General features: G+C 75.1%; 20 protein-coding genes, 1 tRNA gene and 1 pseudogene. 8 read left to right on the top strand and 14 right to left on the bottom strand.

Annotated elements, in window-relative coordinates:
• Positions 1-3: 3 nt before the first annotated feature.
• Both cysS and rlmB read left to right on the top strand, forming a co-directional pair.
• Positions 4-1,407, top strand: coding sequence for a cysteine--tRNA ligase (gene cysS / locus E4P41_RS09160; RefSeq protein ID WP_135140770.1), 1,404 nt, complete (start codon positions 4-6; stop codon positions 1,405-1,407).
• Complete coding sequence (rlmB, locus tag E4P41_RS09155) at positions 1,407-2,366, top strand: 23S rRNA (guanosine(2251)-2'-O)-methyltransferase RlmB (RefSeq protein ID WP_135140812.1); 960 nt, start codon at positions 1,407-1,409, stop codon at positions 2,364-2,366. Before cysS ends, rlmB begins: the two co-directional genes overlap by 1 nt.
• A 67-nt stretch (positions 2,367-2,433) precedes the next feature.
• Here rlmB and E4P41_RS09150 read toward each other — a convergent pair whose 3' ends face one another.
• The 4 genes from E4P41_RS09150 to E4P41_RS09130 form a co-directional block, all read right to left on the bottom strand.
• Entirely contained in the window at positions 2,434-3,711 is a 1,278-nt protein-coding gene (locus E4P41_RS09150; RefSeq protein WP_135140768.1) for a DUF445 domain-containing protein, read from the bottom strand.
• A gap of 312 nt (positions 3,712-4,023) precedes the next feature.
• Positions 4,024-5,340, bottom strand: a complete 1,317-nt coding sequence (locus tag E4P41_RS09140; protein WP_135140766.1) for a trypsin-like peptidase domain-containing protein — start codon at positions 5,338-5,340, stop codon at positions 4,024-4,026.
• A 207-nt stretch (positions 5,341-5,547) separates the two neighbouring features.
• The gene (locus E4P41_RS09135; RefSeq protein WP_135140763.1) at positions 5,548-6,885 is read right to left on the bottom strand and encodes an MFS transporter; all 1,338 of its coding nucleotides are present in this window, start codon (positions 6,883-6,885) and stop codon (positions 5,548-5,550) included.
• Entirely contained in the window at positions 6,882-8,108 is a 1,227-nt protein-coding gene (locus tag E4P41_RS09130; protein ID WP_135140761.1) for a M20 family metallopeptidase, read from the bottom strand. The genes E4P41_RS09135 and E4P41_RS09130 overlap by 4 nt, the downstream gene beginning before the upstream one ends.
• 129 nt (positions 8,109-8,237) lie before the next feature.
• Between E4P41_RS09130 and E4P41_RS09125 the strand changes: the two genes are divergently transcribed.
• Positions 8,238-9,266 carry an Lrp/AsnC family transcriptional regulator gene (locus E4P41_RS09125; RefSeq protein ID WP_209307622.1) on the top strand — a complete coding sequence of 343 codons (1,029 nt, stop codon included), beginning with the start codon at positions 8,238-8,240 and terminating at the stop codon, positions 9,264-9,266.
• Here E4P41_RS09125 and E4P41_RS23615 read toward each other — a convergent pair whose 3' ends face one another.
• The 3 genes and pseudogenes from E4P41_RS23615 to E4P41_RS09115 form a co-directional block, all read right to left on the bottom strand.
• The gene (locus E4P41_RS23615) at positions 9,267-9,737 is read right to left on the bottom strand and encodes an ABC transporter permease (RefSeq protein ID WP_209307621.1); all 471 of its coding nucleotides are present in this window, start codon (positions 9,735-9,737) and stop codon (positions 9,267-9,269) included.
• A 106-nt stretch (positions 9,738-9,843) separates the two neighbouring features.
• Positions 9,844-10,074: pseudogene (locus E4P41_RS23790) on the bottom strand (ABC transporter permease); the annotation flags it as partial.
• Positions 10,075-10,100: 26 nt separating this feature from the next.
• Complete coding sequence (locus tag E4P41_RS09115; protein WP_135140758.1) at positions 10,101-11,009, bottom strand: universal stress protein; 909 nt, start codon at positions 11,007-11,009, stop codon at positions 10,101-10,103.
• Between the two features lie 190 nt (positions 11,010-11,199).
• Here E4P41_RS09115 and E4P41_RS09110 point away from each other — a divergent pair, with 190 nt between their 5' ends.
• From E4P41_RS09110 to E4P41_RS09090, 5 genes are all read left to right on the top strand, one after another.
• A complete protein-coding gene (locus E4P41_RS09110) occupies positions 11,200-11,829 on the top strand; it encodes a hypothetical protein (protein ID WP_135140756.1) in 630 nt (209 codons plus the stop codon).
• Positions 11,830-11,894: 65 nt separating this feature from the next.
• A complete protein-coding gene (locus E4P41_RS09105) occupies positions 11,895-13,355 on the top strand; it encodes a 3' terminal RNA ribose 2'-O-methyltransferase Hen1 (RefSeq protein WP_135140753.1) in 1,461 nt (486 codons plus the stop codon).
• Positions 13,352-15,874 (top strand): polynucleotide kinase-phosphatase, encoded by a 2,523-nt coding sequence (locus tag E4P41_RS09100; protein ID WP_135140751.1) that lies wholly within the window; start codon positions 13,352-13,354, stop codon positions 15,872-15,874. Before E4P41_RS09105 ends, E4P41_RS09100 begins: the two co-directional genes overlap by 4 nt.
• Positions 15,875-16,093 carry a hypothetical protein gene (locus E4P41_RS09095; protein WP_135140749.1) on the top strand — a complete coding sequence of 73 codons (219 nt, stop codon included), beginning with the start codon at positions 15,875-15,877 and terminating at the stop codon, positions 16,091-16,093. It begins immediately after the preceding gene.
• Between the two features lie 117 nt (positions 16,094-16,210).
• Positions 16,211-16,283, top strand: a tRNA-Thr gene (locus E4P41_RS09090).
• A gap of 206 nt (positions 16,284-16,489) precedes the next feature.
• Here E4P41_RS09090 and E4P41_RS09085 read toward each other — a convergent pair.
• From E4P41_RS09085 to E4P41_RS09055, 7 genes are all read right to left on the bottom strand, one after another.
• The gene (locus E4P41_RS09085) at positions 16,490-17,893 is read right to left on the bottom strand and encodes an NADH-quinone oxidoreductase subunit N (RefSeq protein WP_135140747.1); all 1,404 of its coding nucleotides are present in this window, start codon (positions 17,891-17,893) and stop codon (positions 16,490-16,492) included.
• A gap of 12 nt (positions 17,894-17,905) precedes the next feature.
• On the bottom strand, positions 17,906-19,390 hold the full coding sequence (locus E4P41_RS09080; RefSeq protein ID WP_135140745.1) for an NADH-quinone oxidoreductase subunit M: 1,485 nt from the start codon (positions 19,388-19,390) through the stop codon (positions 17,906-17,908).
• Positions 19,391-19,392: 2 nt separating this feature from the next.
• The gene (locus tag E4P41_RS09075) at positions 19,393-21,345 is read right to left on the bottom strand and encodes a proton-conducting transporter membrane subunit (protein WP_245177211.1); all 1,953 of its coding nucleotides are present in this window, start codon (positions 21,343-21,345) and stop codon (positions 19,393-19,395) included.
• Entirely contained in the window at positions 21,342-21,644 is a 303-nt protein-coding gene (locus E4P41_RS09070; RefSeq protein ID WP_135140743.1) for an NADH-quinone oxidoreductase subunit K, read from the bottom strand. The genes E4P41_RS09075 and E4P41_RS09070 overlap by 4 nt, the downstream gene beginning before the upstream one ends.
• The gene (locus E4P41_RS09065) at positions 21,641-22,204 is read right to left on the bottom strand and encodes an NADH-quinone oxidoreductase subunit J (protein WP_135140741.1); all 564 of its coding nucleotides are present in this window, start codon (positions 22,202-22,204) and stop codon (positions 21,641-21,643) included. The genes E4P41_RS09070 and E4P41_RS09065 overlap by 4 nt, the downstream gene beginning before the upstream one ends.
• A gap of 1 nt (position 22,205) precedes the next feature.
• Entirely contained in the window at positions 22,206-23,147 is a 942-nt protein-coding gene (locus E4P41_RS09060) for an NADH-quinone oxidoreductase subunit H (protein ID WP_245177210.1), read from the bottom strand.
• Positions 23,144-23,951: hypothetical protein (locus E4P41_RS09055; protein WP_209307620.1), on the bottom strand; the 808-nt coding region annotated here is incomplete at its 5' end. The genes E4P41_RS09055 and E4P41_RS09060, both read right to left, overlap by 4 nt.

Here is a 23,951-nt window from a genome sequence, read left to right as displayed (position 1 = left end):
GCAGTGAGCCTCCGCCTGTACGACACGGCCGCCCGTGCGGTCCGCGACTTCACGCCCCTGCGTGCCGGACAGGCCTCCGTCTACGTCTGCGGGCTCACCGTCCAGGGGCCGCCGCACGTGGGGCACGTCCGCTCGGCCCTGGCCTTCGACGTGCTGCGGCGCTGGCTGACGGCATCCGGGCTCGAGGTCACCTACGTCCGCAACGTCACCGACATCGACGACAAGATCCTCGCCAGGGCCGCCGAGCGCGGCGTGCCGTGGTGGGCCTGGGCGTACACCAACGAGCTGGCGGTCACCCGCGCCTACGACGTCCTGGGGGCGCTGCCGCCCACGTACGAGCCGCGCGCCACCGGGCACGTGCCGGACATGGTCGCGCTCATGGAGCGGCTGGTGGAGCGCGGGCACGCCTATGCGGCCGGCGGCGACGTCTACTTCGACGTCCGCTCCTTCCCCGAGTACGGCGCGCTGACCGGGCAGCGGCCGGAGAACCTCGAGCCGGCCGCGGACACCGACACCGACGAGCGCAAGCGCGACCCCCGTGACTTCGCGCTGTGGAAGGCGCACAAGGACGGCGAGCCGGAGACCGCGTCCTGGGCCACGCCCTGGGGCTGCGGCCGGCCGGGCTGGCACCTGGAGTGCTCGGCGATGGCCGAGCGCTACCTCGGTCCGGAGTTCGACATCCACGGCGGCGGGCTGGACCTGCGCTTCCCGCACCACGAGAACGAGCAGGCGCAGTCGCGGGCCGCCGGTGACGGCTTCGCGCGGTACTGGCTGCACAACGGCTGGGTGACCCTCGGCGGCGAGAAGATGAGCAAGTCGCTGGGCAACACCGCGCTGGTCGACGAGGTCGTGCGGCGCGTGCGGCCGGTGGAGCTGCGCTACTACCTGGTCGCCCCCCACTACCGCTCGACGATCGAGTTCTCCGATGCCGCCCTGGCCGAGGCCGGGGCCGCCTACCGGCGGCTGGAGTCGTTCGTGCGGCGGGCCGCCGAGCGGGTCGGTGCGGACGCCGGAGCGCCGGTGCTCTGCGCGGACTTCACCGACGCCCTGGACGACGACCTCGGCACCCCCGCGGCGATCGCCGCCGTCCACGAGACGGTGCGGCAGGGCAACACCGCGCTGGCCGAGGAGGACGAGAAGGCGGTCGCCGGCACACTGGGTTCGGTCCGGGCGATGCTCGGTGTCCTGGGGCTGGATCCGTTCGACCCGCACTGGGCCGGTGCCGGCGGCGACGACCGGCTCACCGAGGTGGCCGACGGGCTCGTGGCGCTCGCCCTCGAGCAGCGGCAGGCCGCCCGGGCGCGCAAGGACTACGCCGCGGCGGACGCGATCCGCGACCAGCTCGCCGCGCTCGGCGTCCAGGTCGAGGACACCCCGCAGGGACCGCGATGGGAGCTGAGCCGCTGATGGCCGGCAACAGCCAGCGCCGGGGGCGCACGACCGGCGCGCACAAGAAGGGCGCCTCGGGAGGCACCGGCGGCAAGAACCGGCGCTCGCTCGCCGGCCGCGGGGCGACCCCGCCCGCCGAGATGCGCCCCGGCCACCCCGCCCAGCGGCGCGCCGCAGCCGACGCCCGTCGGCGGACCGAGCGCGACCGCAGCCGGCAGCGGGCCGAGGAGGCCCCCGAGCTGCTGCTCGGCCGCAACCCGGTGGTCGAGGCGCTCCGCGCGCAGATCCCGGCGACCGCGCTGTACGTGGTGACAGGGGATTCGCGGGCCCAGACCGACGAGCGGATCACCGAGGCGCTGCACCTCGCGGGCGACCGGGGGCTGCCACTGCTCGAGGTGGGCAGGGCCGAGTTCGACCGGATGTCCGGCGGCGCGCTGCACCAAGGCATCGGGCTGCAGGTGCCGCCGTACCAGTACGCGCACCCCGACGACCTGCTCGACCTCGCCCGCGACTCGGGCCGGCCGCCGCTGGTCGTGGCGATGGACGGCATCACCGACCCGCGCAACCTCGGCGCCGTCGTCCGCTCGGCGGCCGCGTTCGACGCGCACGGCGTCGTCGTGCCGCAGCGACGGTCGGTCGGCATGACCGCCTCGGCGTGGCGCACCAGCGCCGGCGCCGCCGCGCGGCTGCCGGTGGCGCGGGCGGTCAACCTGGCCCGGGCCCTGGGCTCCTATCAGGACGCCGGACTGATGACCGTCGGCCTGGCCGGCGACGGCGACGTCGACGTGCACGACTTCGACGGCTTCGCCGACCCGGTCGCGCTGGTGGTCGGCGCCGAGGGGGCGGGGCTGTCCCGGCTGGTGCGCGAGCGCTGCGACGTCGTCGTCCGCATCCCGATCGCGCGGGACACCGAGTCGCTCAACGTCAGCGTCGCCGCCGGCATCGCGCTCTACGCCGCCGCCTCCGCCCGCCGCTGAGGCCGAGCATGTGCGCTGACGCCCGGTTTCCCGGGCCAGAACCGGGCGTCAGCGCACTCCGTTCAGGTCAGCCCAGCAGCTGGGCGAGGGTGTAGATCACCAGGCCGGCCAGGCCGCCGACGACGGTGCCGTTGATGCGGATGAACTGCAGGTCCCGGCCGACCTGCAGCTCGATGCGGCGGCTGGTCTCCTCGGTGTCCCAGCGGGCGACGGTGCTGCCGACGAGGTCGGCGACGTCACCGGAGAAGCGCTCCACGAGGGAGCCCGCGACGCTGTGCGCGTGCCGCTGCACCAGCTCGCGCACCCGCGGGTCGGTCTGCAGCAGCTGGGCGGCCTCGCGGATGAGCCCGGCCACGCGTCCCCGCAGCGCCGAGTCGGGGTCGGCGGCCGCGGTGAGGACGGCGTCCTTGAGGTTGGTCCACAGCGACCCCGACCACGTCCGGACGGCGGGATGCTCGAGCAGCTCCCTCTTCAGGTCCTCGATGCGGGCAGCCGTCGCCGGGTCGGTGCGCAGCGCGTGCACGTACCTGCGCAGCCGGGCGTCGTAGACCCGTCGCAGCTCGTGGCGGGGATCCTCGCCGACCTCCTCCAGGAACTGCTGCACCCCGACGAACACGCGGTCGAAGACCCGGTCGTCCACCCAGTCCGGGACCCAGGCGGGGGAGGCGTCGCCCAGCTGGGCGCGGAAGACCACCCGGTTGTCCTCCAGGAAGCGGGCCAGCCCGCGCAGCGCGGCGGAGAGCACCTCCTGGTGCCGGTCGCCGTCGACCACCAGCTCCAGGCCCCGGGCCACCACCGGGGCGGCCGGGGTGGCGCGCAGTTTGCGGTCGACGAGACCGGCCACGGCGGGCCGCAGGTCGTCGTCCCGGAGCAGGCCGGCGACGGAGTGCAGCACCGCCCCGGCGTCGCCGGCCAGCCGCTCGGTGCGCCCCGGCGCGGCGAGGAAGGCGCCCAGCCGGCCGGGCACGTCGATGGTGGTGAGCTTGTCCTCGACCACCGCGCGGGTCAGGAAGTTCTCCTGCACGAAGGTGCCCAGGCTGGCGCCGATCTGGTCCTTCTTCCGCGGGATGATCGCGGTGTGCGGGATCGGCAGCCGCAGCGGGTGCCGGAACAGCGCGGTGACGGCGAACCAGTCGGCCAGCGCACCGACCATCGACGCCTCGGCGGCGGCCCGTACGTAGCCGACCCAGGCGCCGGCTTCCTCGCCGAGCAGCACGCAGGTCAGGAAGACGACGGCGGCGAGCAGGAACAGGCCGGTCGCCAGCCGTTTCATGCGGGCGAGGTCGCGGGCCCGCTCCGGGTCGTCGAGGGAGGCGGCCAGGGGAGCGCGCGGGGACGACGACACTTCTCCCAGCCTAGATAGAGGACCCCTCTGCCCCGCCCGGCCCCGTCCAGGGCCGGCCCCGTCCGGAGGCTCGCCGCGAGTTTGCGAGCGGTGAGGAGGACGGGGTCCTTCCACGAGGGGTGGGGGAGGACGGGACCTTCTACCTGCTGGGAGGCCGAGAACACGCGGGGCCGGACGGGACGAGAAGTCCCACCCGGCCCCGGCCTCGTCCAGAGGCTCGCCCCGAGCCCTGACGGCCCCCTTGCAGGGTCCCGCCGCGAGCCTGCGAGTGGCGGGGAGCAAGGGGGTCATTCAAGAGGACGAGGTCCTTCGTCAGCCCTCGGTGGCGCCCAGGGTGACCTCGACCTGCTCGGTGCCCTGCCCCCGCCGCACGGTGAAGGTGACGTCGTCGCCCGGAGCCGCGCTGCGGACGGCGGCGGTCAGCTCGGTCGAGGTGGTCACGACCCGGTCGCCCACCGCGGTGATCACGTCGCCGGCCTGCAGCTCTGCGTCCGCCGCGGGCGTGCCGGGCTGCACCTGCACCAACTGCGCGCCGGTGCCGATCCCGGCGTTGCCGTCGGCCGCGGCGGTCTGGGCACTGACGCCCAGGTAGGTGATGTCGGCCGAGCCGTCGGCCACGAGCTCCTGGGCGATCCGCGCGGCGGTGTTGCCCGGGATGGCGAAGCCGACGCCGATGCTGCCGCTCCGCGCCTGCTCGCCGGGTGCGCCCGCGGCCACCGTGGCGATCGCGGTGTTGATGCCGATCACCTCGCCGGCGCCGTTGACCAGCGCACCCCCGGAGTTGCCCGGGTTGATCGCGGCATCGGTCTGGAGCGCGTCGATCACCGTGGCGTCGCCCTCGGGCGACCCGGTGGCCACGGCGCGGCCCTTGGCGCTGATGATCCCGTCGGTCACCGTGTCCGAGAGCCCGAGCGGGGCGCCGATCGCGACGGCCAGGTCGCCGACCCGCACCTCGTCGGAGTCGGCGAACTCCGCGGGGACGAGGTCGGAGGCGCTTTCCAGCTTGAGCACCGCGAGGTCGTAGACCGGCTGGGCGCCGACGATGGTCGCGTCGTAGAGCGTGCCGTCGGCCGTGCGCACCGAGACGGTGGCCTGACCGCCGCCGTCCAGGCTGACGACGTGGCTGTTGGTCAGCACGTAGCCGTCCTCGCTGAGGATGACGCCCGACCCGCTGCCCGAGCCCGAGGCGCTGGCGACGTAGACGGTGACCACGCTGGGTGCGGCCTTGGCCGCGGCCGCGGTGACGGCGGTCGCCGTCTCCGGGTTGGTGATGGTGACGTTCCGCACCGTGGACGTGCTGGCGCCGCTGCTGCCGGCGCCGTCCGCGCCGTCAGTGAGGGCGACCACGCCGGCGCCGGCACCGCCGCCGATGAGGGCCCCGGCGAGCAGGCCGGCGACGCCGATGCGCAGCCGGCCGCCGCGGCGCGGCTCCTCGGGCGCCGGCGGGACCGGGGCCGGCTGGCCGGAACCGGCCTGGTCGAAGGGCGGCTGCCCGGAGAGGGGATGCCCGGGCGCGGCGGACCCCGTCGACGCCTGCCCCGGCGCCGCGTGCCCGGCGGCGAGCTGCTGCGCCCAGGCCGGCGGCGGCCAGCTGCCGGACGCCGAGGTGGGGGTGCCGTAGGGGTTCACGTGTCCTCGTCCTCCTCCGCGGGGCGGCGCTCCGCCACCCTCGACGACCACTGTGGTCCCCGTGGCTGGTCCGAGGCTGACGGTCACCTGTGAGGTCCCTGGACGTCCTCGGCAGAGCGGGTCGGTACCCGGGCCGGCCGAATTCGGCCGGCCCGGGTACCGACGGTACGGCGGTGACCCGTGGGGCCACCGCTCAGTGTGCACCGCTCAGTGTGCGCGAGGCGCGGCTCCGGCCGGCCGGTTCTCACCCAGGTGGCGTCCCCGTGTCTCCGGCATGAACACGACCACCAGGACCGAGATCGCGGCCAGCGTGATCGCGTAGGCGGTGAACACGCCGGACGCCCCGCGGTCGGCGAAGAACGCCTGCAGGTAGGGCGCCGTCCCCCCGAAGAGCGCGACGGCGACGGAGTAGGGGACGCCGAACCCGGCTGCCCGGATGCCGGTGGGGAACATCTCGGCGTAGACCGCGGGCCCGATCGAGGCGGGGGCGGCGAGCAGGAGCAGGGCGACGGACATGGCCAGGAAGAGGCGCCACGCCTCGCCCTGGATGAACGCGTTGAGCGGGACCAGCAGGACCGCCAGCAGACCGGCGCTGGTCAACAGCACGGGCTTGCGGCCGACCCGGTCCGACAGCGCACCCCAGAGCGGCAGGGCGATCAGGAAGACCAGGTTGGCCGCCGCACCCGCCCACAGCGCGCCGGCCGGATCGATCCCGCGGTTGCTGATGGCGAAGGCGGGAGCGGCGACCGCCCACACGTAGTAGAGGACCGTGGCGCCCATCGTGAGACCGAGGACGCGCAGGAGCAGCACGGGGTGGTCGAGGATCTCGCGCCAGAGCGGCCGGCGCGCCACCGGCCCGGCCACCGCGGTCGAGGCGGCCTCGGTGTACGTGGGCGTCTCGCGCATCCGGGTGCGCATGTACAGGGCGTAGAGCCCGAAGACCCCGCCGAGGAGGAACGGGATCCGCCACCCGAAGCTGCTCATCTGCGCCTCGGTGAGGACGGCGGCGAGCACCGCGCCCAGGACGGTGGCGGCGACGATGCCGATCGTGCCGGAGACGTAGATGAGGCTCGACCACAGCCCGCGGCGCTCCCGGGGCGCCATCTCCGAGATGTAGGTCTGCGCGGCGGGCAGCTCGCCGCCGTGGGCCAGGCCCTGGGCGAGCCGGGCCAGCACCAGGATGATCGGCGCCAGGATCCCGATGGTGGCGTAGGTGGGGGTCAGCCCGATGACCAGGCTGCCGACGGCCGCGGCGCCCACCGAGATGCTCATGGACAGCTGGCGTCCCCTCCGGTCGGCCAGCCAGCCGAACAGGAAGCCGCCGAACGGCCGGGCCAGGAAGCCGACGGCGAAGACGGCCAGCGCGCTGAGGAAGTCCGACGCCGCGTCGCCGCTGGCGAAGAACTGGGAGGCGAAGAAGGCCGCGAAGGTGGCGTAGACGTTCCAGTCGAACCACTCCATGGCGTTGCCGGCCCCGACGCCGACGAGGGTCCTGCTCCGGCTCTGCGGGGCGGTGCCGGCCCGTCCGGCCGTCGACGCGCTCATGCCCGCACCGCCGCGTCCGTGCCGAGCCGGCCGACCGCGAGGCCTGCGTAGATGGCGGCGGCATCGGGGAGCACCGCCTCGTCGAAGCGGGCCCGTGGCGAGTGGTTCATCGGGGCCGTGGCGGGGTCGAGCCCGGGTAGGCAGGCCCCCAGGCCCAGGAAGGCGCCCGGCACGGCCTGGAGCACCCGGGAGAAGTCCTCCGACCCGTTCACCGGGGTCGGGGCCTCGAGGTAGCGCTCCTCGCCGAGGAGCTCCCGGACGACGCCGGAGGCGTAGTCCACCTCCGCGGCGTCGTTGACGGTCAACGGGTACTCGCCGGTGAAGGCGATGTCGACGTCGACGCCGTGCGCGGCGGCGACACCTTCCAGCACCCGGGGGATCGCCGTGGCCAGCCGCGCCTCGTTCGCCTCCGAGAACCGGCGGACGGTGGCCGAGAAGCGGGCCGTGTCCGGGATGACGTTGCGGGCCGTGCCGGCGGACACGACCCCGACGGTGACGACGACCGGGTCGAACACGTCGAAGGTCCGGGTGACCATCGTCTGCAGCGCGGTGATCATCTCGGCGGCGGCCACGACGGGGTCCTTGGCCGTGTGCGGGGTCGAACCGTGCCCGCCGGCGCCGCGCACCGTGACCTCGAGGCCGTGCGAGGCCGACAGCAACGTGCCCGGGCGGCTCGCGACCAGGCCGGAGGGCACCAGGTTGGAGAAGACGTGCAGGGCGTAGGCGTGGTCGGCGCGGCGCCCGGCGGCGTCCAGGACACCTTCGGTGATCATCGTCCCGGCGCCGTCCCACCCCTCCTCGCCGGGCTGGAACATGAAGACGACGTCGCCGGTGAGCGTGTCACGGTGCCCGCTGAGCAGCCGGGCGGCGCCCACCAGGGCAGCGGTGTGCAGGTCGTGCCCGCACGCGTGCATGGCCCCGTTGGTGGCGAGGTGGTCGTCGGCGTCCGTGCCGCTGCGCTCCTCGGTCACCGGGAGGGCGTCCATGTCTCCGCGCAGCAGCACGGTCGTCGGTGAGGTGGTGCGCCGGCCGCCCCGGAGCACGGCGGTCACCGAGGTGGCGGCGTCACCGGTCGAGATCTCGAGCGGCAACCCGGCCAGGGCCTCGAGCACCCGCTCCTGGGTGCGGGGCAGGACGAGACCCACCTCCGGCTCGCGGTGCAGGGCGCGGCGCAGCCGCACCAGGTCGGGATGCAGGCTGCGGGCGTCGTCCAGGAGGTCCACGGGCGTCGTACTCCTCCGTCGGGCGTCTCCCGGGACGGGAGCGCGGTGACAGCGAGTCTCCGAGGAGAGGGACTTCCACCCCTAGGATCGATGGATCCGCTCACTCGTGCCCCGGATCGAGGCAGGAACGTGCCACCCGAGTTCTCCGAGGACGACCTCGCGCTCGTCCACGCCCTCCAAGTCCACCCGCGGGCGAGCTGGGCGGCGCTGGCGCCGGTGCTGGGTGCGTCGGCGGCCACGCTGGCCCGGCGCTGGGAGCGGTTGCGGGGCGAGGGGCTGGCCTGGGTCACCAGCTATCCCGCGGCCGCCCTGTCCGGGGGCGCGGTGACCGCCCTGGTCGAGGTCGACTGCGCGGCCGGGGCGCTCGACGGCGTCTGCTCGCGGTTGGAGGCCACGCCGCACGTCGCGACGATCGAGCACGCCGCCCGGGGCCGGGACCTGGTGCTGACCGTGGTCGCGCCGTCGTTCGCCCGGATGTCGTCGATCGTCCTCGACGAGCTCGCCCGCCTGCCCGGGGTGGTCTCCACGCGGACCCACATCGCCTCGCGGGTGCACGTCGAGGGCAGCCGATGGCGGTTGGACGCGCTGGACGCCGCCCAACGCACCCGGGTGCGGGCCCTGGCCGCCGCCGAGGAACGGCCGGCGGCCCTGGTGGACGCCGCCTCGGCGGTCTACGCCCCCCTGGTGCGGGAGCTCGCCCGCGACGGGCGGGCCGGGGCTGCCGCCCTCGCCGCGCGGATGGGCCGGCCGACCTCGACGGTTCGCCGGCAGCTGGCCGCCCTCGTCCGCTCCCGGTCCCTGACCTTCCGGTGCGACGTCGCCCAGGTGCTCACCCGGTGGCCGGTCTGCGTCACGTGGTGGTGCCGGGTCCCGGGGACCGCCGTCGACGCCCTCGTCGCGCAGGTGCGGCACGAACCCCGGGTGCGGCTGTGCCTGTCGCTGACCGGCCCGGCCAACCTGCTGGTGACCGCGTGGACGAGCTCGCTGGCCGACCTGACCCGGACCCAGACCTGGCTGGAGAAGGCGATGCCGGCCGGCGAGATCGTCGACGCGTCGGTGATCCTGCGCACCCGCAAGCGGATGGGCTGGCGGCTGCACCCGGACGGCCGGGCGACCGGTGAGGTGGTGCCCCTCGTGGCCTCGGGGGACGGGCCGTGATCACCGCACCAGGTGCCCTCGCGCGACCAGTTCGGTGACGACCCAGACCGCGGTGACCTCGGCGGCCAGCAGGCCGGCCAGCACCAGCAGCTGGGCCGCACCGGCCTCCAGCGGGCTGCCGCCGCCCAGCAGCACCCCGACGAAGGCGCCGGGCAGCGTGACCAGTCCGACGGTGCGGGTCTGGTCCAGCGGGGGCACGAGCGCGGTGGCCGCGGCCGGCCGCACGACCTCCAGGACGGCGTCCCGCGGCAGCAGTCCCAGCGAGAGGGCGGCCTCCACCTCGCCACACCGGGCGGACAGCTCGTCCCGCAGCCGGCGGCCGGCCAGGGACGTCGCGGTCATCGCCCCGCCCACCAGGATCCCGGCCACCGGGATGACCGCCTCCCCACGCAGCGGCACGGTCCCGCTGACCAGCACGAGGGTCACCACCGGGGCCGCGCCGGCGAGCACGGGCACGGCGGCGGTCCCCACCCGGCGGGCGCTCCCGGGCTGCGCACCTCCGGCCCGCTGGCCCCCCCGCCGCGGTGACCGCGGCGACGCCGACCACGAGCAGCACGAACAGTGCCGACAGCGCCAGCGAGCGGACGACCACGAGCAGGACGGCGGACACGGCGGCCAGCTGCACCGTCGCCCGCAGCGCCGCGACGACGACCGGACGGTCCTGGCCCAGGCCGGAGAGCCGGCCCGCCGCCGCGGCGAGCACGGTGAGCAGGGCCAGCACCAGCGCCAACCGGGGGCCGAGGTCGACGACGGAGGAACCCACGGGCGGTGATCTTGCCGCGCGCTGGTGACGTGCTGGAACGGCCATCCTTCAGGGGCCCGGGTGGTCCTCTTTCAGCCGAGGGCGATGATCTCCTCCCGCGGCTCGGTCCCGGTCACCCGGTGCACCGGCGGCACGAAGACCATCGGCGAAGTGCAGTGCCGCAGCAGCCAGCGGTGCAGGCCGTCCAGCGGCCGGTGCAGCAGCCCGCCGTGCCCGGCGCTGAGCGCCATCAACGGGGTGGGGCAGGCCGCGGCCAGCACCCGACCCCCGGTGACCCCGGGCACCGGGGCGTGCGTCACCCGCAGGTCGGGGTAGCGCTCGGCCCAGGCGGGGGACTCGGCGGCCCAGTCACCGGCGCCGTCGTCCTGCGTGTGCAGCACCAGCAGCGGCCGGCCCATGCGCCGCGCCTGCTCGGCGGCGAAGGTGGCGACCGGTTCGTCGTCCACCCGCTCGCCGAGGCCGAGCACCGCCACCTGCGGGCGGGAGCCTGCGGTGCCCGGCCGCGACCGCGGGACGACGACCACCGGCCGGGGTGACCGCGCGGCGACCCGCTGGGCGACCGAGGCGAGCACCATCTCGTCGGCGGCGCCGGTGGTGTTGATCCCCAGGACGACCAGCTGGGAGTCCTCGGCCGCGCGCAGCAGCGCGCCCACCGGCTCGCCGGGGGCCACCTCGGTGGACGTGGGCACGGACGGCGCCGTGTGCCGGGCGACCGTGTAGGCCTGGGCGGTCGCACCGCGGGCCCGCGGCAGGTCGGTCGCGGCCGAACCGGCCACGCCCCGGCGGCCGAGGTGGGGCATGGCGTGCACGATCAGCAGCGGGGCGCCGCGGCGCGCGGCCTCCTCGGCGGCCCACCGGACCGCCCGCAGCCCGCAGTCGCTGCCGTCGGCGCCGACCACCACGGGTGGCGCCTGCGGGTCGTCGTCCGCCGGGGTGGGCGCGGGCAGCGTCCCGGCGGGGGTGGGGGTCGTCGTGAGCACGGGCACCTCCGGATGACGGTCGTCCCCCGTGGCACCTGTCGAGGGTCCTCGCTCGGGCGGCCGCAGGGAAGACCCGCATCGCCACGGAGGGTGCAAGACACCTGCGGGCTGGGTACGACCGGAGCCCGGGCTGCCGCTCGCCGGTGACGGCCCGGCCTGCCGTGTCCGGCCCCGCCCTGGAGGGTGCCCCGTGTCCACCCGCGGTCCGCTCGCCCGTTGCCTGCTCGGGCTCGGTGTCGTCGTCGGCGCCGGACTGGCCGTCGTCGGCGGCCTGGCCCTGCGACCGCCCGGCCTGGTCGCGGTGGGGCTGGCCGCGGTCGTCTCCGCCTGTCTGGCCGGGGGAGTGGTCCGGGAGTCCCGGCCGGAGCGGCACGCCATCGTCGAGGCGGCCTGGAAGGCGGGGGCGGCGACGGTCGCGGTGCTGCTGGTGCTGTCCGGCACCGCCGTCCTCGGCGGGACGGTGCTCACCCTGCTGGTGGCCGGGGCCGCCGCGGCCGGCTGGACCGGGGTCTGGCTGGTCCGCACCCACCGGGCTCCGGCACCGCCCGCGGTCGCCGAGTTCCGTCCGCCGTCGTTCCCGCTGCCGCCGGTGTCCTCGCTGTCCACCGGCGACCTCGGCCGAGAGTGGGTCCGGACGACGACGGCGCTGAACGGCCGGCTCGACGCCCGCACCCGCGAGGCGATCGTCGTCCGCCGTCAGCAGACGCTCGACGAGCTCGAGCGGCGCGACCCCGACGGGTTCGCCCGGTGGATCGCCGGCGTCCCGATGCCCGGCAGCGACCCGAGCGGCGACCTGCGACGCGGTGACCCGGCCGCCTGAGGCCGTCCGACCCGACAGGCGCCGAAAGCGTTCGACCACGCGGCGTCGACCGGTGACACTGCAGCGTGCTCGTCACCCTGTCCACCACCCACGTCCCCGCCACCGACCTCGGTTTCCTGCTGCACAAGAACCCCGCCCGGGCGCAGCAGGTGGAGGTCTCGACCGGCACGGCGCACGTGTTCTACCCGGAGGCGGACGAGCACCGCTGCACCGCGGCCCTGCTGCTCGAGGTGGATCCGATCGGCCTGGTGCGGACTGCTCGCGCCGGCGGTGGGGAGGGCGCGGCTCTCGCCCAGTACGTCAACGACCGGCCGTACGCGGCGTCGAGCCTGCTGGCCGTGGCGCTGGGCAAGGCGTTCTCCAGCGCCCGCCGCGGGGCGAGCAAGGAGCGGCCGGAGCTGGTCGACGTCGACCTCCCGCTGGAGGTGCGCATCCCCGCCCTGTCGTGCCGCGGCGGGGCGGAGATGGCGCACCGGTTCTTCGCGCCGCTGGGCTGGCGGGTCGAGGCGACGGCGGTACCGCTGGATGGGACGCTCCCGGAATGGGGCGACTCCCGGTACGTGGACCTGCGGTTGAGCGGCGAGCTGCGGCTCGTGGAGGCGCTCAACCACCTCTACGTCGCGCTGCCGGTGCTCGACGACGCCAAGCACTACTGGATCGGCAACGACGAGATCGAGAAGCTCCTGCGCGCGGGCAGCGGCTGGCTGGCCACCCACCCGGAGCGCGACCTGATCACCCGCCGGTACCTCGGCCACCGGACGGCGCTGACCCGCCGAGCGATCGAGCGGCTCGCCGAGGTCGACGACGCCGATCCCGAGGCGTTGGACGACGCGACCGCGCCGCCGCTCGCGGCCGCCGGCGGCCCGCAGACCGCGGACGGCGAGGACGCGGCCGACCGGCCGGTGCCCCTGGTGCTGCAGCGGCACGGGGCAGTGCTGGCCGCCCTGCGCTCGGCCGGCGCCCAGCGGGTCATCGACCTCGGCTGCGGAGCCGGCGCGCTGCTGCCCGCGCTGCTGGCCGACCCGGCGTTCACGGAGATTCTCGGCGTCGACGTCAGCGCCCGGGCGCTGGAGGTGGCCGCCCGGCGGCTGCGGCTCGACCGGCTGCCGGAGCGGCAGCGGGCACGGATCACGCTGCTGCAGAGCGGCCTGACCTACACCGACGCGCGGCTGCAGGGCTACGACGCGGCCGTGCTGATGGAGGTGATCGAGCACCTCGACCTCGACCGGCTCCCGGCGCTCGAGCACGCCGTCTTCGCCGCCGCCACCCCGGCCACCGTCGTCGTCACCACGCCCAACGTCGAGTACAACGCCCGCTTCGAGGAGCTGCCGGCCGGCACCTTCCGGCACCGGGACCACCGGTTCGAGTGGACCCGGCAGCAGTTCGCCGACTGGGCGGCCGCCGTCGGCGACCGGCACGGCTACGCGGTGCGGCTGCTGGGCGTCGGTGACGAGGACCCGGACGTCGGTGCGCCCACGCAGATGGCCGTCTTCGCCCGCAGTACGACGACGGAGGTGGCGGCGTGACCGGGGCGCGCACCGTCGTCGTCCCCGACCTCGCCCTGGTCGTGCTGATCGGGGTGAGCGGCTCGGGCAAGAGCACTTTCGCGCGCCGGCACTTCCTCCCCAGCCAGGTGCTCTCCAGCGACTTCTGCCGCGGCCTGGTGGCCGACGACGAGAACGACCAGTCGGCCACGCCGGCCGGGTTCGACCTGCTGCACCACATCGCCGGAGTTCGGCTCCGCGGTGGCCGCCTCACGGTCGTGGACGCCACCAACGTCAAGGCTGAAGACCGGGCCTCCCTGGTGCGGCTGGCGCGCGAGCACGACGTGCTGCCCGTGGCGATCGTCCTCGACGTGCCGGAGAGCGAGTGCCTGGCCCGCAACGTCGCCCGGCCGGACCGGGACATCTCGGCCGGGGTGATCCGGCGGCAACGTGCCGACCTGCGGCGCGGCCTGGGCCGCGAGGGCTTCCGCAAGGTGCACGTGCTGAACGGCACCGAGGAGATCGAGCGAGCGGTCATCACCTACGAGAAGCAGTACAACGATCGGCGCGAGGACACCGGGCCGTTCGACGTCATCGGCGACGTGCACGGCTGCCGCGCCGAGCTCGAGGAGCTGCTGGGCGAGCTCGGCCACGACCTGCGCCGGGACGAGCACGGCCGCGCCGTGGACGCCGAGCACCCGGCCGGACGCCGGGCGATCTTCGTCGGCGACCTCGTCGACCGCGGGCCGGACTCACCGGGCGTGCTGCGCCTGGTCATGGGCATGGTCGCCGCCGGCCACGCCTTGTGCGTGCCGGGCAACCACGAGAACAAGCTGGTGCGCGCCCTGCGCGGGCGGAACGTGCAGATCACCCACGGCCTGGAGCGCACGCTGGCCCAGCTCGAGGCGGAGGACGACGACTTCCGGCGCCAGGTCGAGGAGTTCTGCTACGGCCTGGTCAGCCACTACGTGCTCGACGGCGGGGCGCTGGTCGTCGCGCACGCCGGGCTCAAGGAGTCGCTGCAGGGCCGCTCCAGCGCCCGGGTGCGGGACTTCGCGCTCTACGGCGAGACGACCGGGGAGACCGACGAGTTCGGCCTGCCGGTGCGCTACCCGTGGGCGACCGAGTACCGGGGACGGGCGATGGTGCTCTACGGGCACACCCCCGTGCCCACGCCGGAGTGGATCAACAACACCCTGTGCCTCGACACCGGCTGCGTGTTCGGCGGCCGGCTCACCGCGCTGCGCTACCCCGAACGCGAACTGGTCAGCGTCGCGGCCGAGCAGACCTACTACGAGCCGGCCCGCCCGTTCCTCCCCGAAGGGCAGGCCGCCCCGCCGGCCGAGCCGCGGCGGCGCGACGACGTCCTCGACGTCGCCGACGTGCTCGGCAAGCGGGTCGTCGAGACCCGGCTCGCCGGCCGGGTGACCGTGCGGGAGGAGAACGCCGCGGCGGCGATCGAGGTGATGAGCCGCTTCGCGGTGGCGCCGGAGCAGCTGCTCTACCTCCCGCCGACGATGAGCCCCTCGGCCACCTCGACCCGGCCGGGGTTGCTCGAGCACCCGGCCGAGGCGTTCGCCTACTTCCGGGGCGAGGGCGTGGCCGAGGTCGTCTGCCAGGAGAAGCACATGGGCTCCCGGGCCGTCGCCCTCGTGCGCCGGGACGGCAGCGGGGCGCTGCACACCCGCACCGGTCGCTCCTTCTTCGGTCCCGAGCTCACCGCCGCGTTCCTGGGCCGCCTCGGCGCCGCCGCGGAGGAGGCCGGGCTGTTCGAGGAGCTCGACACCGACCGGCTGCTGCTCGACGCCGAGCTGTTGCCCTGGTCGGTCAAGGCCGGCGACCTGGTCCGCAGCCAGTACGCCGCGGTCGGGGCCGCCGCGCGGACGGCGCTGCCGGTCGCCGTGGCGGCCCTCGAGCAGGCGGCCGCGCGGGGCCTCGAGGTGGCGGACGTGCTCGATCGCCAGCGGCGGCGCGTCGCCGACGCCGAGGCGTTCACGCAGGTGTACCGGCGCTACTGCTGGCCCACCGACGGGCTCAGCGGCGTGTCCTTCGCGCCCTTCCAGCTGCTCGCCTCGGCCGGCGTCACCTACGCCGACCGGCCGCACGCCTGGCATCTGGCCGTCGCCGACCGCCTGGCCGAGGCCGACCCCGAACTCGTCCGCGGCACCCGCTCGCTCACCGTCGACGTCACCGACCCGACGAGCGAGGCTGCGGCGACGGCGTGGTGGGAGGAGATGACCGCCGCCGGCGGCGAGGGCATGGTCGTCAAGCCCGCGGCCAACCTGACCCGCGGACGGCGCGGTGTGGTGCAGCCCGGCCTGAAGGTCCGCGGACGCGAGTACCTGCGGCTGATCTACGGCCCGGACTACACCGAGCCGCAGCACCTCGAGCGGCTGCGGGAGCGCTCCCTCGGCCGCAAGCGCGGACTCGCCCTCCGGGAGTACGCACTCGGCGTGGAGGGATTGGAGCGGCTGGCCCGGGGCGAGCCGCTGTGGCGGGTGCACGAGTGCGTGTTCGCCGTCCTGGCCCTGGAGTCCGAACCGGTCGATCCGCGGCTATGAGTGATCGTCGCCGCACTGTCCTTCGGCTCCAGTGCGGCGGCGACCGACTCAGGACGGAGCCCCGATCGGCAGCGGGGCGCCCGGATGGCAGCGCTACGTCAGCAGGCCGTTGAGTCGGTCGAAGAGCTGCTGGAACCGGTCGTGGGTGGCTTCGTCGATCTCGTCGAGAAGACTGCCTCCGCGCTCGCCGCCCTGCCCGCGAGGTGGCGGGATCTCTGACCGGAGCGGCGACCGCGCACCATGAGGAGAGCCGGCGGCCCGGCTCGCTCGGACGGCGCCGCCGAGTTGTCCCCTGCGTTGTCCCTATCCTTGTCGCGGGGCCTGTCCTCATGTCCCGCCGGCGTGGCGCAACTGGTAGCGCACCCGACTTGTAATCGGGCGGTTGGGGGTTCGAGTCCCCCCGTCGGCTCGGCGCCCCGGCTCCTCCGGGTCGGGCGAGGTATCCCGTACCTGTGGCCGCGGGCGCGGCCGACGTTCGTTCCGGCGGGCGAGGTGAGCCAGGCTCGGGGGAGACGTCCGGGGTTACCTGGCGTGCCGTTTCGACGGCCACGTCCTGGGGTCGGTTCTGCCGGAGGTGATCGGGCCCCTGTTCGGTGCAGGTGGCCGGCCGGGATGTCACGGCGCGACGAGCACTGTCCCCAGCATCGGCGCGATGCCGGCGACCAGCAGTCCGAGGGTGAGGACGCCGATCCCGCCGAGGACGGCGGCCGCGGTCGCGTACGGCGCGGGCCGTCGAGCCGGCTCCGTCGGCTCCTCCCGGCGGAAGGCGGGGGCCAGCCAGCGCAGGTAGTAGAAGAGGCTGGCCACGGTGTTGACCGCCGCCACGACCACGAGCCAGGCCAGGCCGCCGTCCCAGGCGGCGGTGAAGACGCTCAGCTTGCCGAGGAACACCGCGGTCGGTGGGGTGCCCACCAGGCTGAGCAGGCTCACCACGAGGGCTGCGCCGAGCCAGGGCGAGCTCGCGGCCAGCCCCGCGTAGTCCTCCACCGACCGGCGTCCCGGGACCGCGGCGACGACGGCGAAGGCGGTGAGGTTGGTGACGGCGTAGCCGCCGAGGTACACCAGCAGCGAGGCCAGGGCGGCCGTCGTCCCCCCGGCGACCGCCACCGGGAGGAGCAGGTAGCCGACCTGGCTGACCGTCGACCAGCCGAGCAGCCGCCGGACGTCGGTCTGGGCGAACGCGGCGAGGTTCCCCAGGGTCATGGTGACCGCGGCGAGGACGGCGACCAGCAGCGGCCAGTCGACGGAGCCCGGCACGATCGTCATCAGCCGGTGGGCCGCGAGGAGGGCGCCGACCTTGGGCACCGTGGTGAGGAACGCCGCCGCCGTCGTCCCCGCCGACTGGGTGGCGTCGGGCACCCAGAAGTGCCCGGGCACGCCCCCGGCCTTGAACAGCAGCCCGGCCAGGACGCCGAGCAGGCCGAACGCCACGGCGGCGGCGGGAGCTCCGGCCAGGCCGACGGTGAGGTCGGCGTAGGCGGTCGCCCCGCCGATGCCGTAGAGGACCGTGACGCCCAGCATCAGGACGATCCCGAACAGCGCACCGAGCAGGTAGGTCTTCAGCACACCCTCGGCCGCCTGCGGGGTCCGCACCATGCCGATCAGCCCGTACAGCGGGATGCTGCCCAGCAGGAACCCCACGATCAGGACGAGCAGGTCGATCGTGCCGCCCATGACCAGGGCGCCGAGGGCGCCCAGCAGGAGCAGGGTGTAGGTCTCGCTCTCCCGCTTCGTGCCGGCCAGTTCGTCCACGCCGAGGCCGATGACCAGCAGGGTGGCGGCGACGACGACCAGCCGGAGGATCCCGGTACCGGTGTCGACGGCGAAGGTCGTCATCATCGCCGTCCGGGGTGGTCCGCCGAGCGCGACAGCGGCGGAGACGCCGGCGGCCAGCAGCGCGGCGACGGTGATCAGCCGGGCGACCCACTGCCGCTCCCGGGGCAGGAAGGAGCCGGCCAGCAGGGTGACGACCGCGCCGACGAGCAGGCAGATCTCGGGCAGCAGGGCGAGCGGACGCATCTCCACCGGTGCCTACCGGCTGACCAGGTCGACGACGGTCTCCGCCCCGGGGGTGATCAGGTCCAGCAGCGGCCAGGGGATGATGCCGAAGAGCAGCGCCAGCGCCAACAGGCCGCCGATCGGCAGACCCTCCCGCACACCGACGTCGGCAAAGCCGACCGCGCGGCCCTGCGGAGGCCCGGTGAGCAGACGCTGCAGGGCGCGGAGGAACAGCGCCGCGGTGATCAGGATGCCCGGCAGCGCCAGGGCGGCCGCCGCCGTCGTCCCGATGCTGCCGGCGAAGATCTGGAACTCGGCGATGAACCCGGTGAACGCCGGCAGGCCCAGCGAGGCGAACGCCGCGACGGCGAAGAGTGCGGCATAGCGTGGCGCGGGCTCGGCCAGGCCGCCGTACTCGGCCATCTCGTAGGTGCCCGCCCGCTCCTGCAGGACCCCGGCGAGGAGGAACAGCGCGCCGGTGATCAGCCCGTGGCTGACCATCTGGGTGACCGCCCCGGTGACGGCGACCTCCCGGGCGGCGGCGCTGCCGACGAGCCCCGCCGCACCCACGCCGAGCACGACGTAGCCCATGTGGTTGACCGAGGTGTAGGCGATCATCCGCTTGACGTCGGTCTGGGCGAGGGCGACGAGGGCGCCGTAGACGACCGAGACGACGCCGATCGTGATGAGCACCCAGGCCCACGCCTGCCAGGCGTCGGGCAGGGCCGGCATGGCGATCCGGACGAACCCGTAGGTGCCCAGCTTCAGCAGCACGGCGGCCAGGACGGCGGAACCGATCGCGGGGGCGTCGGTGTGCGCCGGCGGCAGCCAGGTGTGGAAGGGCACGGTGGGAGTCTTGATCGCCAGGCCGAGGAGGATCGCGGCCAGCACCAGCCCGCCGACTCCCGGGTTGTCGGCCAGCGGGGCGGCGGCGACCAGTTCGGGGATGTCGAAGGTGTGCGGCTCGGCGGCGAGGTACAGGCCGATGAAGCCGAGCAGCAGCGCCAGGCTGCCCAGGAAGGTGTAGAGAAAGAACTTCAGCGCCGAGCGGGCGGCGTTGCCGTGCCCCCAGCCGGCGATGACGAAGTACATGCCGACGATGGACAGGTCGAAGAAGAGGAAGAACAGGATCAGGTCCTGGGCGACGAACACCCCCAGGCACACCGACTGGAGGAAGAGGAACAGCGCCGCCTGCACGCGGGGACGCCGATCCTCCCGCAGCGCGTACACGGCGCAGGCGAGGAAGACGACCGCGGTCAGCGCGACCAGCGGTAGGGACAGCCCGTCGACGCCCACGTGGTAGCTGCTGCCGACCGACGGGATCCAGCGCAGCCGCTCCTCGTAGGCCAGCCCGCCCTCCGCCGGGGACTCGTAGCCGGCCAGCACCACCCCGACCAGGGCGAGGTCGGCGAGGGCCACCGCCACCCAGGTCCAGCGCGCCGCCCGGTCCGGGATCGCCGGCAGCACCGCCAGGACGGCCGCGGCTCCCAGCGGGAGGAACACGATCAGGCTGAGCACACTCACCTCGTGACGACGAGCAGGAGGGCCAGCGCGGCGGCGAGCACCACGGCGGCCTGGACGTAGTAGTGGTGCAGCTGGCCGGTCTGGGAGCGGCGGGCCAGCGCGCCCAGCCGGCGGGCGCCCGCGGCGACGCCCCGCACCGCGCCGTCGAAGCCGACGTCGTCGATCTCGGCGGTGAGCCGCGCCGTCCGCACGGTCCCGGGCGCGCTGGCATCGACGGCGCGGTCGAGGACGCGGTCGTCGGCCCTCGCGGCGGCGCCGGCGCCCCGTGGTACCAGGCCGGCCGCGGCGTCCACCGCCCGGTCGAGCACCCGGTCGTCGAACCGGGCCAGGGCCTCGGCCAGGCGCAGCACCGGCCGGACGGCGACCACCTCGGTGGCCGCCCCGAGCCCCAGCCACCGGGCGGCCCAGCCCGGCTCCGGCAGCGGCCACCGGGCCACGGCCAGCACCACCGCGACGGCCAGCACGGCCGAGACCACCAGCTCGAGGACGCCGGGCCGGGAAGCGCCGGCCTCGCCGAGAGCCTGGCGGAGAGCCTCACCGACCGGCGGCCAGACCAGCAGACCGAGCACGGCGGCGCCGGCGGCCAGGACCACGAGCGGGGCCTTCTGCAGCCGGTGGACCCGGCGGGTGCCCTCCTCCTCGGTGTCGTAGCCGCTCTCGGCGTCGGCCGGAAGAGCGCGCCAGACCACCCACAGCACCTTGCCGGCGTAGGCGGCCGACACCGCGGCGGCGGCCAGGCCGACCACGTACAGCGCCACCGACTGCTCCCTGGCCACGGCCAGGACCTCGTCCTTGGTGGCCCACAGCGACAGCGGCGGCACCCCGGCCAGGGCGAGGGTCCCCACCGCGGCCGTGCCGCCGACCAGCGGCCCCCGGCGGGCCGCGCCGCGCAGCGCCGGGAGCTGCTTGGTGCCCAGGGCGGTGAGCCACGCGCCGGCGGCGAGGAACAGCAGCGCCTTGGTCGAGGCGTGCGCCACCAGGTGGGCCACGCCGCCGGAGACGCCGGCCACACCGGCGGCGAGCACGACGTAGCCCAGCTGGGCGGCGGTGGAGGCGGCGAGCAGCTGCTTGAGGTCGCGCTGGGCGACGGCGACCGCGCCGAGGGCCAGCGCGGTCAGGGCACCGACCCACGCCGCGGTGGTCGCCGCCCAGCCGGTGGACGCCAGCAGCTCCGACGTCCGCAGCAGCAGGTAGCCGCCCATCGCGACCATCGCCGCCGAGTGCAGCAGCGCACTGACCGGGCTGGGGCCCTGCATGGCGCGGGAGAGCCAGAACGAGAAGGGCAGCTGCGCGGCCTTGCCGAGGCCGGCGACCAGCACGCCGGCGGCGACGACGTCCCGCCACGGCGCGGCCACCGCCGGGAGGTCGGCGAGGACCAGGCTGCCGCCCCCGGCCAGCGCCGCGCCGGCGGCCAGGTACAGCCCCAGGTCGGCTGCGCGCGTGGTGAGGAAGGCGTCGGTCCCGGCCGAGACCCGGTCGGGCTCGCGCCACCAGTAGCCGATCAGCGCGAAGGAGGTCGCGCCCATCACCTCCCAGGCGAACAGCAGCGCCGGCAGCGTCGTGGCAGTGGCGGTGACCCCGACCGCGGCGGCGAACAGCAGCATCAGGCCGGAGAAGCGGGCCGGCCGGTCGTCGATCTCGGCGGCGGAGGACAGCAGGACCAGCAGCGTCACCGCGACGACCGTGGGCACGACGATCGCCGAGAGCGCGTCCACGGCCAAGCCGAAGTCCGCACCCGGCAGGAACGGCACCGCGGTCTCCGGGCGCAGCACCGCCACGGCGATCGCCGCGACCAGCGCGAGGGACGCCGTGACCACGGCCGCCGCCGGCGCCGGCCGGTCCGCGCGCCGACCGGCCAGGCACAGCACCGCGCCGACGACCGCCGGCAGGCCGACGACGACCCACAGCAGCGCCACGCCCAGGTCGCTGCTCCCGGTCGCCCCGGTCACCGGGACAGGTCCGCGGCCATGTCGGTCATGTCGGCGTTGCGGGAGCGGTGCAGCAGGGTGGCGACGGCGAAGCCCATCGCCATCTCGACGGTCATCGCGGTGATGACGACCAGGACCAGCACCTGGCCCTCCGGCGCGGGGGAGAGGAACCACCAGAAGCCGACGGCGGCCAGGACGACCCCGTTGAGCATGAGCTCGAGGCCCATCATCACCATGACGACGACCTGCTGGGAGATCGCGCCGTAGAGCCCCACGCTGAACAGCGCCGCGGCGACCAGGAGCACCGTCTGCAGGGTCATCGGTCGGCCCCCTCCGGCTGCCGGGCGGGCGCGGACCGGCGGCGGAGGTCGTCGCCGAGCCGGTCGTAGCGCCCGCTCGGGGCGGCCAGCACGAGCGCGGCGACGATCGTGGCGAAGAGGACCGGGCTCACGGTCATCATCACCAGCATCTTCGACTCCATGATCGCCTCGCCGAGGGCGACGGTGAGGTCGGGCGCGGGGGTGCCCCGGCGGGCCGGCCACGGGACGAACAGCGCGCCGGCGGCCAGGACCAGGAAGGTGCCGACGGCGATCGTCATGGCCGCGCCCTTGCCGTGCTTCATGCTCATGGGCATGAGCGCGGGGTTCATCCCCATGAACATGATCATGTAGATGGCCATGATCGCCATCTCCATCACCATCATCAGCACGGTGATGACACCGAGGAACTGCAGGTCGAACAGCAGCAGCGTCAGGCCCACGGCGACGAACGAGATGGCCAGGGCGTAGGTGGCCCGGGCCATCGAGTTCACCGAGAAGACCGCCACCCCGGCGGCGACGGCGAGCGCGGCCAGCACCCAGAAGACGATGTCGCCGGTCATCTCAGCCCCTTCCCAGGACGACGACGGAGACCACCAGCACCTGGAGCAGCACCAGCGGGAGGACGACCAGCCAGGCGGTGGCCGCGATGCGGTCCGGTCGCAGCGCGGGCACCCGGCGGCGCAGCAGGACGAGGGCGGCGAGCAGGAGGCCGGTCTTGGCCAGCACCCACAGCCAGCCGGGGAGCAGCGGACCGGCACCCCCGCCGAGGAACAGGGTGACGCCGAACGCCGCCCCTGCCGTGAGCAGCGCCCACCGGCCGGCCAGGACCAGCCAGCGGTCGATCCCGGAGGTCTCGGCGAGCACCCCGCCGGCGATGTCCGTCCCGGCCGGCGTGCCGAGCGGGCCCCAGAACGAGAAGCCGAGGACCGCGGCGACGAAGACTCCGAAGGCCACCGGCATCCAGACGACGAACCACAGCTCGGACTGGGCGGCGACGATGTCCGCCGGCCGCAGGCTCGCCGCGGCCACCGCCGGCGCGGTCAGGGCGAACATCAGTGGCAGCTCGTAGGAGAGCGCCTGGCCGAGGAACCGGTAGCCACCCACCAGGGAGTGCGCGCTGTTGGGACCCCACCCGGCCAGCCAGACCAGCGCCCAGACGACGACGTCCATGGCGTTGAACCACACCAACCCGACCGACAGGTCCGCGAGAGTCCAGCCACCCAGTGGGATGACGAGGACCTTCAGCAGTGCCGTGACCAGCAGGCCGGCGACGGCGATCCGCCACAGCAGGCGGTCGGCCGCCACGGTCGTGCGGCGCCGCTGGCGGAGCAGCCGGGCGGTCTCCGCCCACGGCGTCCCCAGGCCCTGCTGCCAGGGACGGCCCTCCGCGCGGGCGGCGACCGCGCCGTCGAGTGCGGCGGCTGCGGCGGCCATCACGAGGAGGAGGGCGGCCCCCAGCGGCGCCCAGGCCGCCGAGACCTGCACGACGTCGACGACGGTCACCGGGTCTCCGCCGGTTCCGGCTCCCGGACGGTGGCGTCCAGGTCGAGGCTGGCCACGAGCAGCCGGACGGCGCCCAGCTCGAGCCCGGGCACCAGCCGGGCCAGCACGCCGACGGGCACCGGCTCCGGGAGACGGCCGCCGTCCAGGCCCCTCCGGGCGTCGGTCAGCAGGGCGACCAGCCGGTCGTGGACGTCGCCCGCGGCCTGCTCGTCCAGACCGAGCTCTCGGCAGGCGCCGGCGTCGATCGGGCCGGCACCACGCAGTGACCAGCGCAGCAGCCGGGACCGGCGCACCCGGTGGGCCAGGCGATCCAGTCGCGCGGCGACCGCTGCACCGCCGTCCCCGGCCAGCAGGTCGTCCCGGAGACGGGCCGCGTCGGTCGCCGCCGCCTCCCAGCCGGCCAGCGTCAGCAGCTGTGCGGCCCGGTCGAGCCGGTCCGCCGGCGAACCGAACGGGAGCGGCTCCGGCACGGCGCCCTCGGCTGCTCCGAGGACCTCCGGCCGCACGTCGGTCACGACGTCCCCGGACAGGGTGCAGTGCAGCAGGAGGCCGGCGGGCCAGCAGGGGAGGACCGGTCCCAGCGGCACGTGCAGGACGTCGAGGTCCAGCCCGTCGCGGTCCTCCTCCCCGCCCTCCGCCAGCGGGATCCCGCCCGGGGCCATGTCCATGTCCCCGTGGTCCATGTCCCCGTGGTCCATGTCCCCGTGGTCCATGTCCCCGTGGTCCATGTCCCCGTGGTCCATGTCCCCGTGGTCCATGTCCCCGTGGTCCATGTCCCCGTGGTCCATGTCCCCGTGGTCCATG

This window comes from Geodermatophilus sp. DF01-2, assembly GCF_004571065.1.
Classification (GTDB): domain Bacteria; phylum Actinomycetota; class Actinomycetes; order Mycobacteriales; family Geodermatophilaceae; genus Geodermatophilus.
This window is presented reverse-complemented; position numbering and strand designations above follow the sequence as displayed.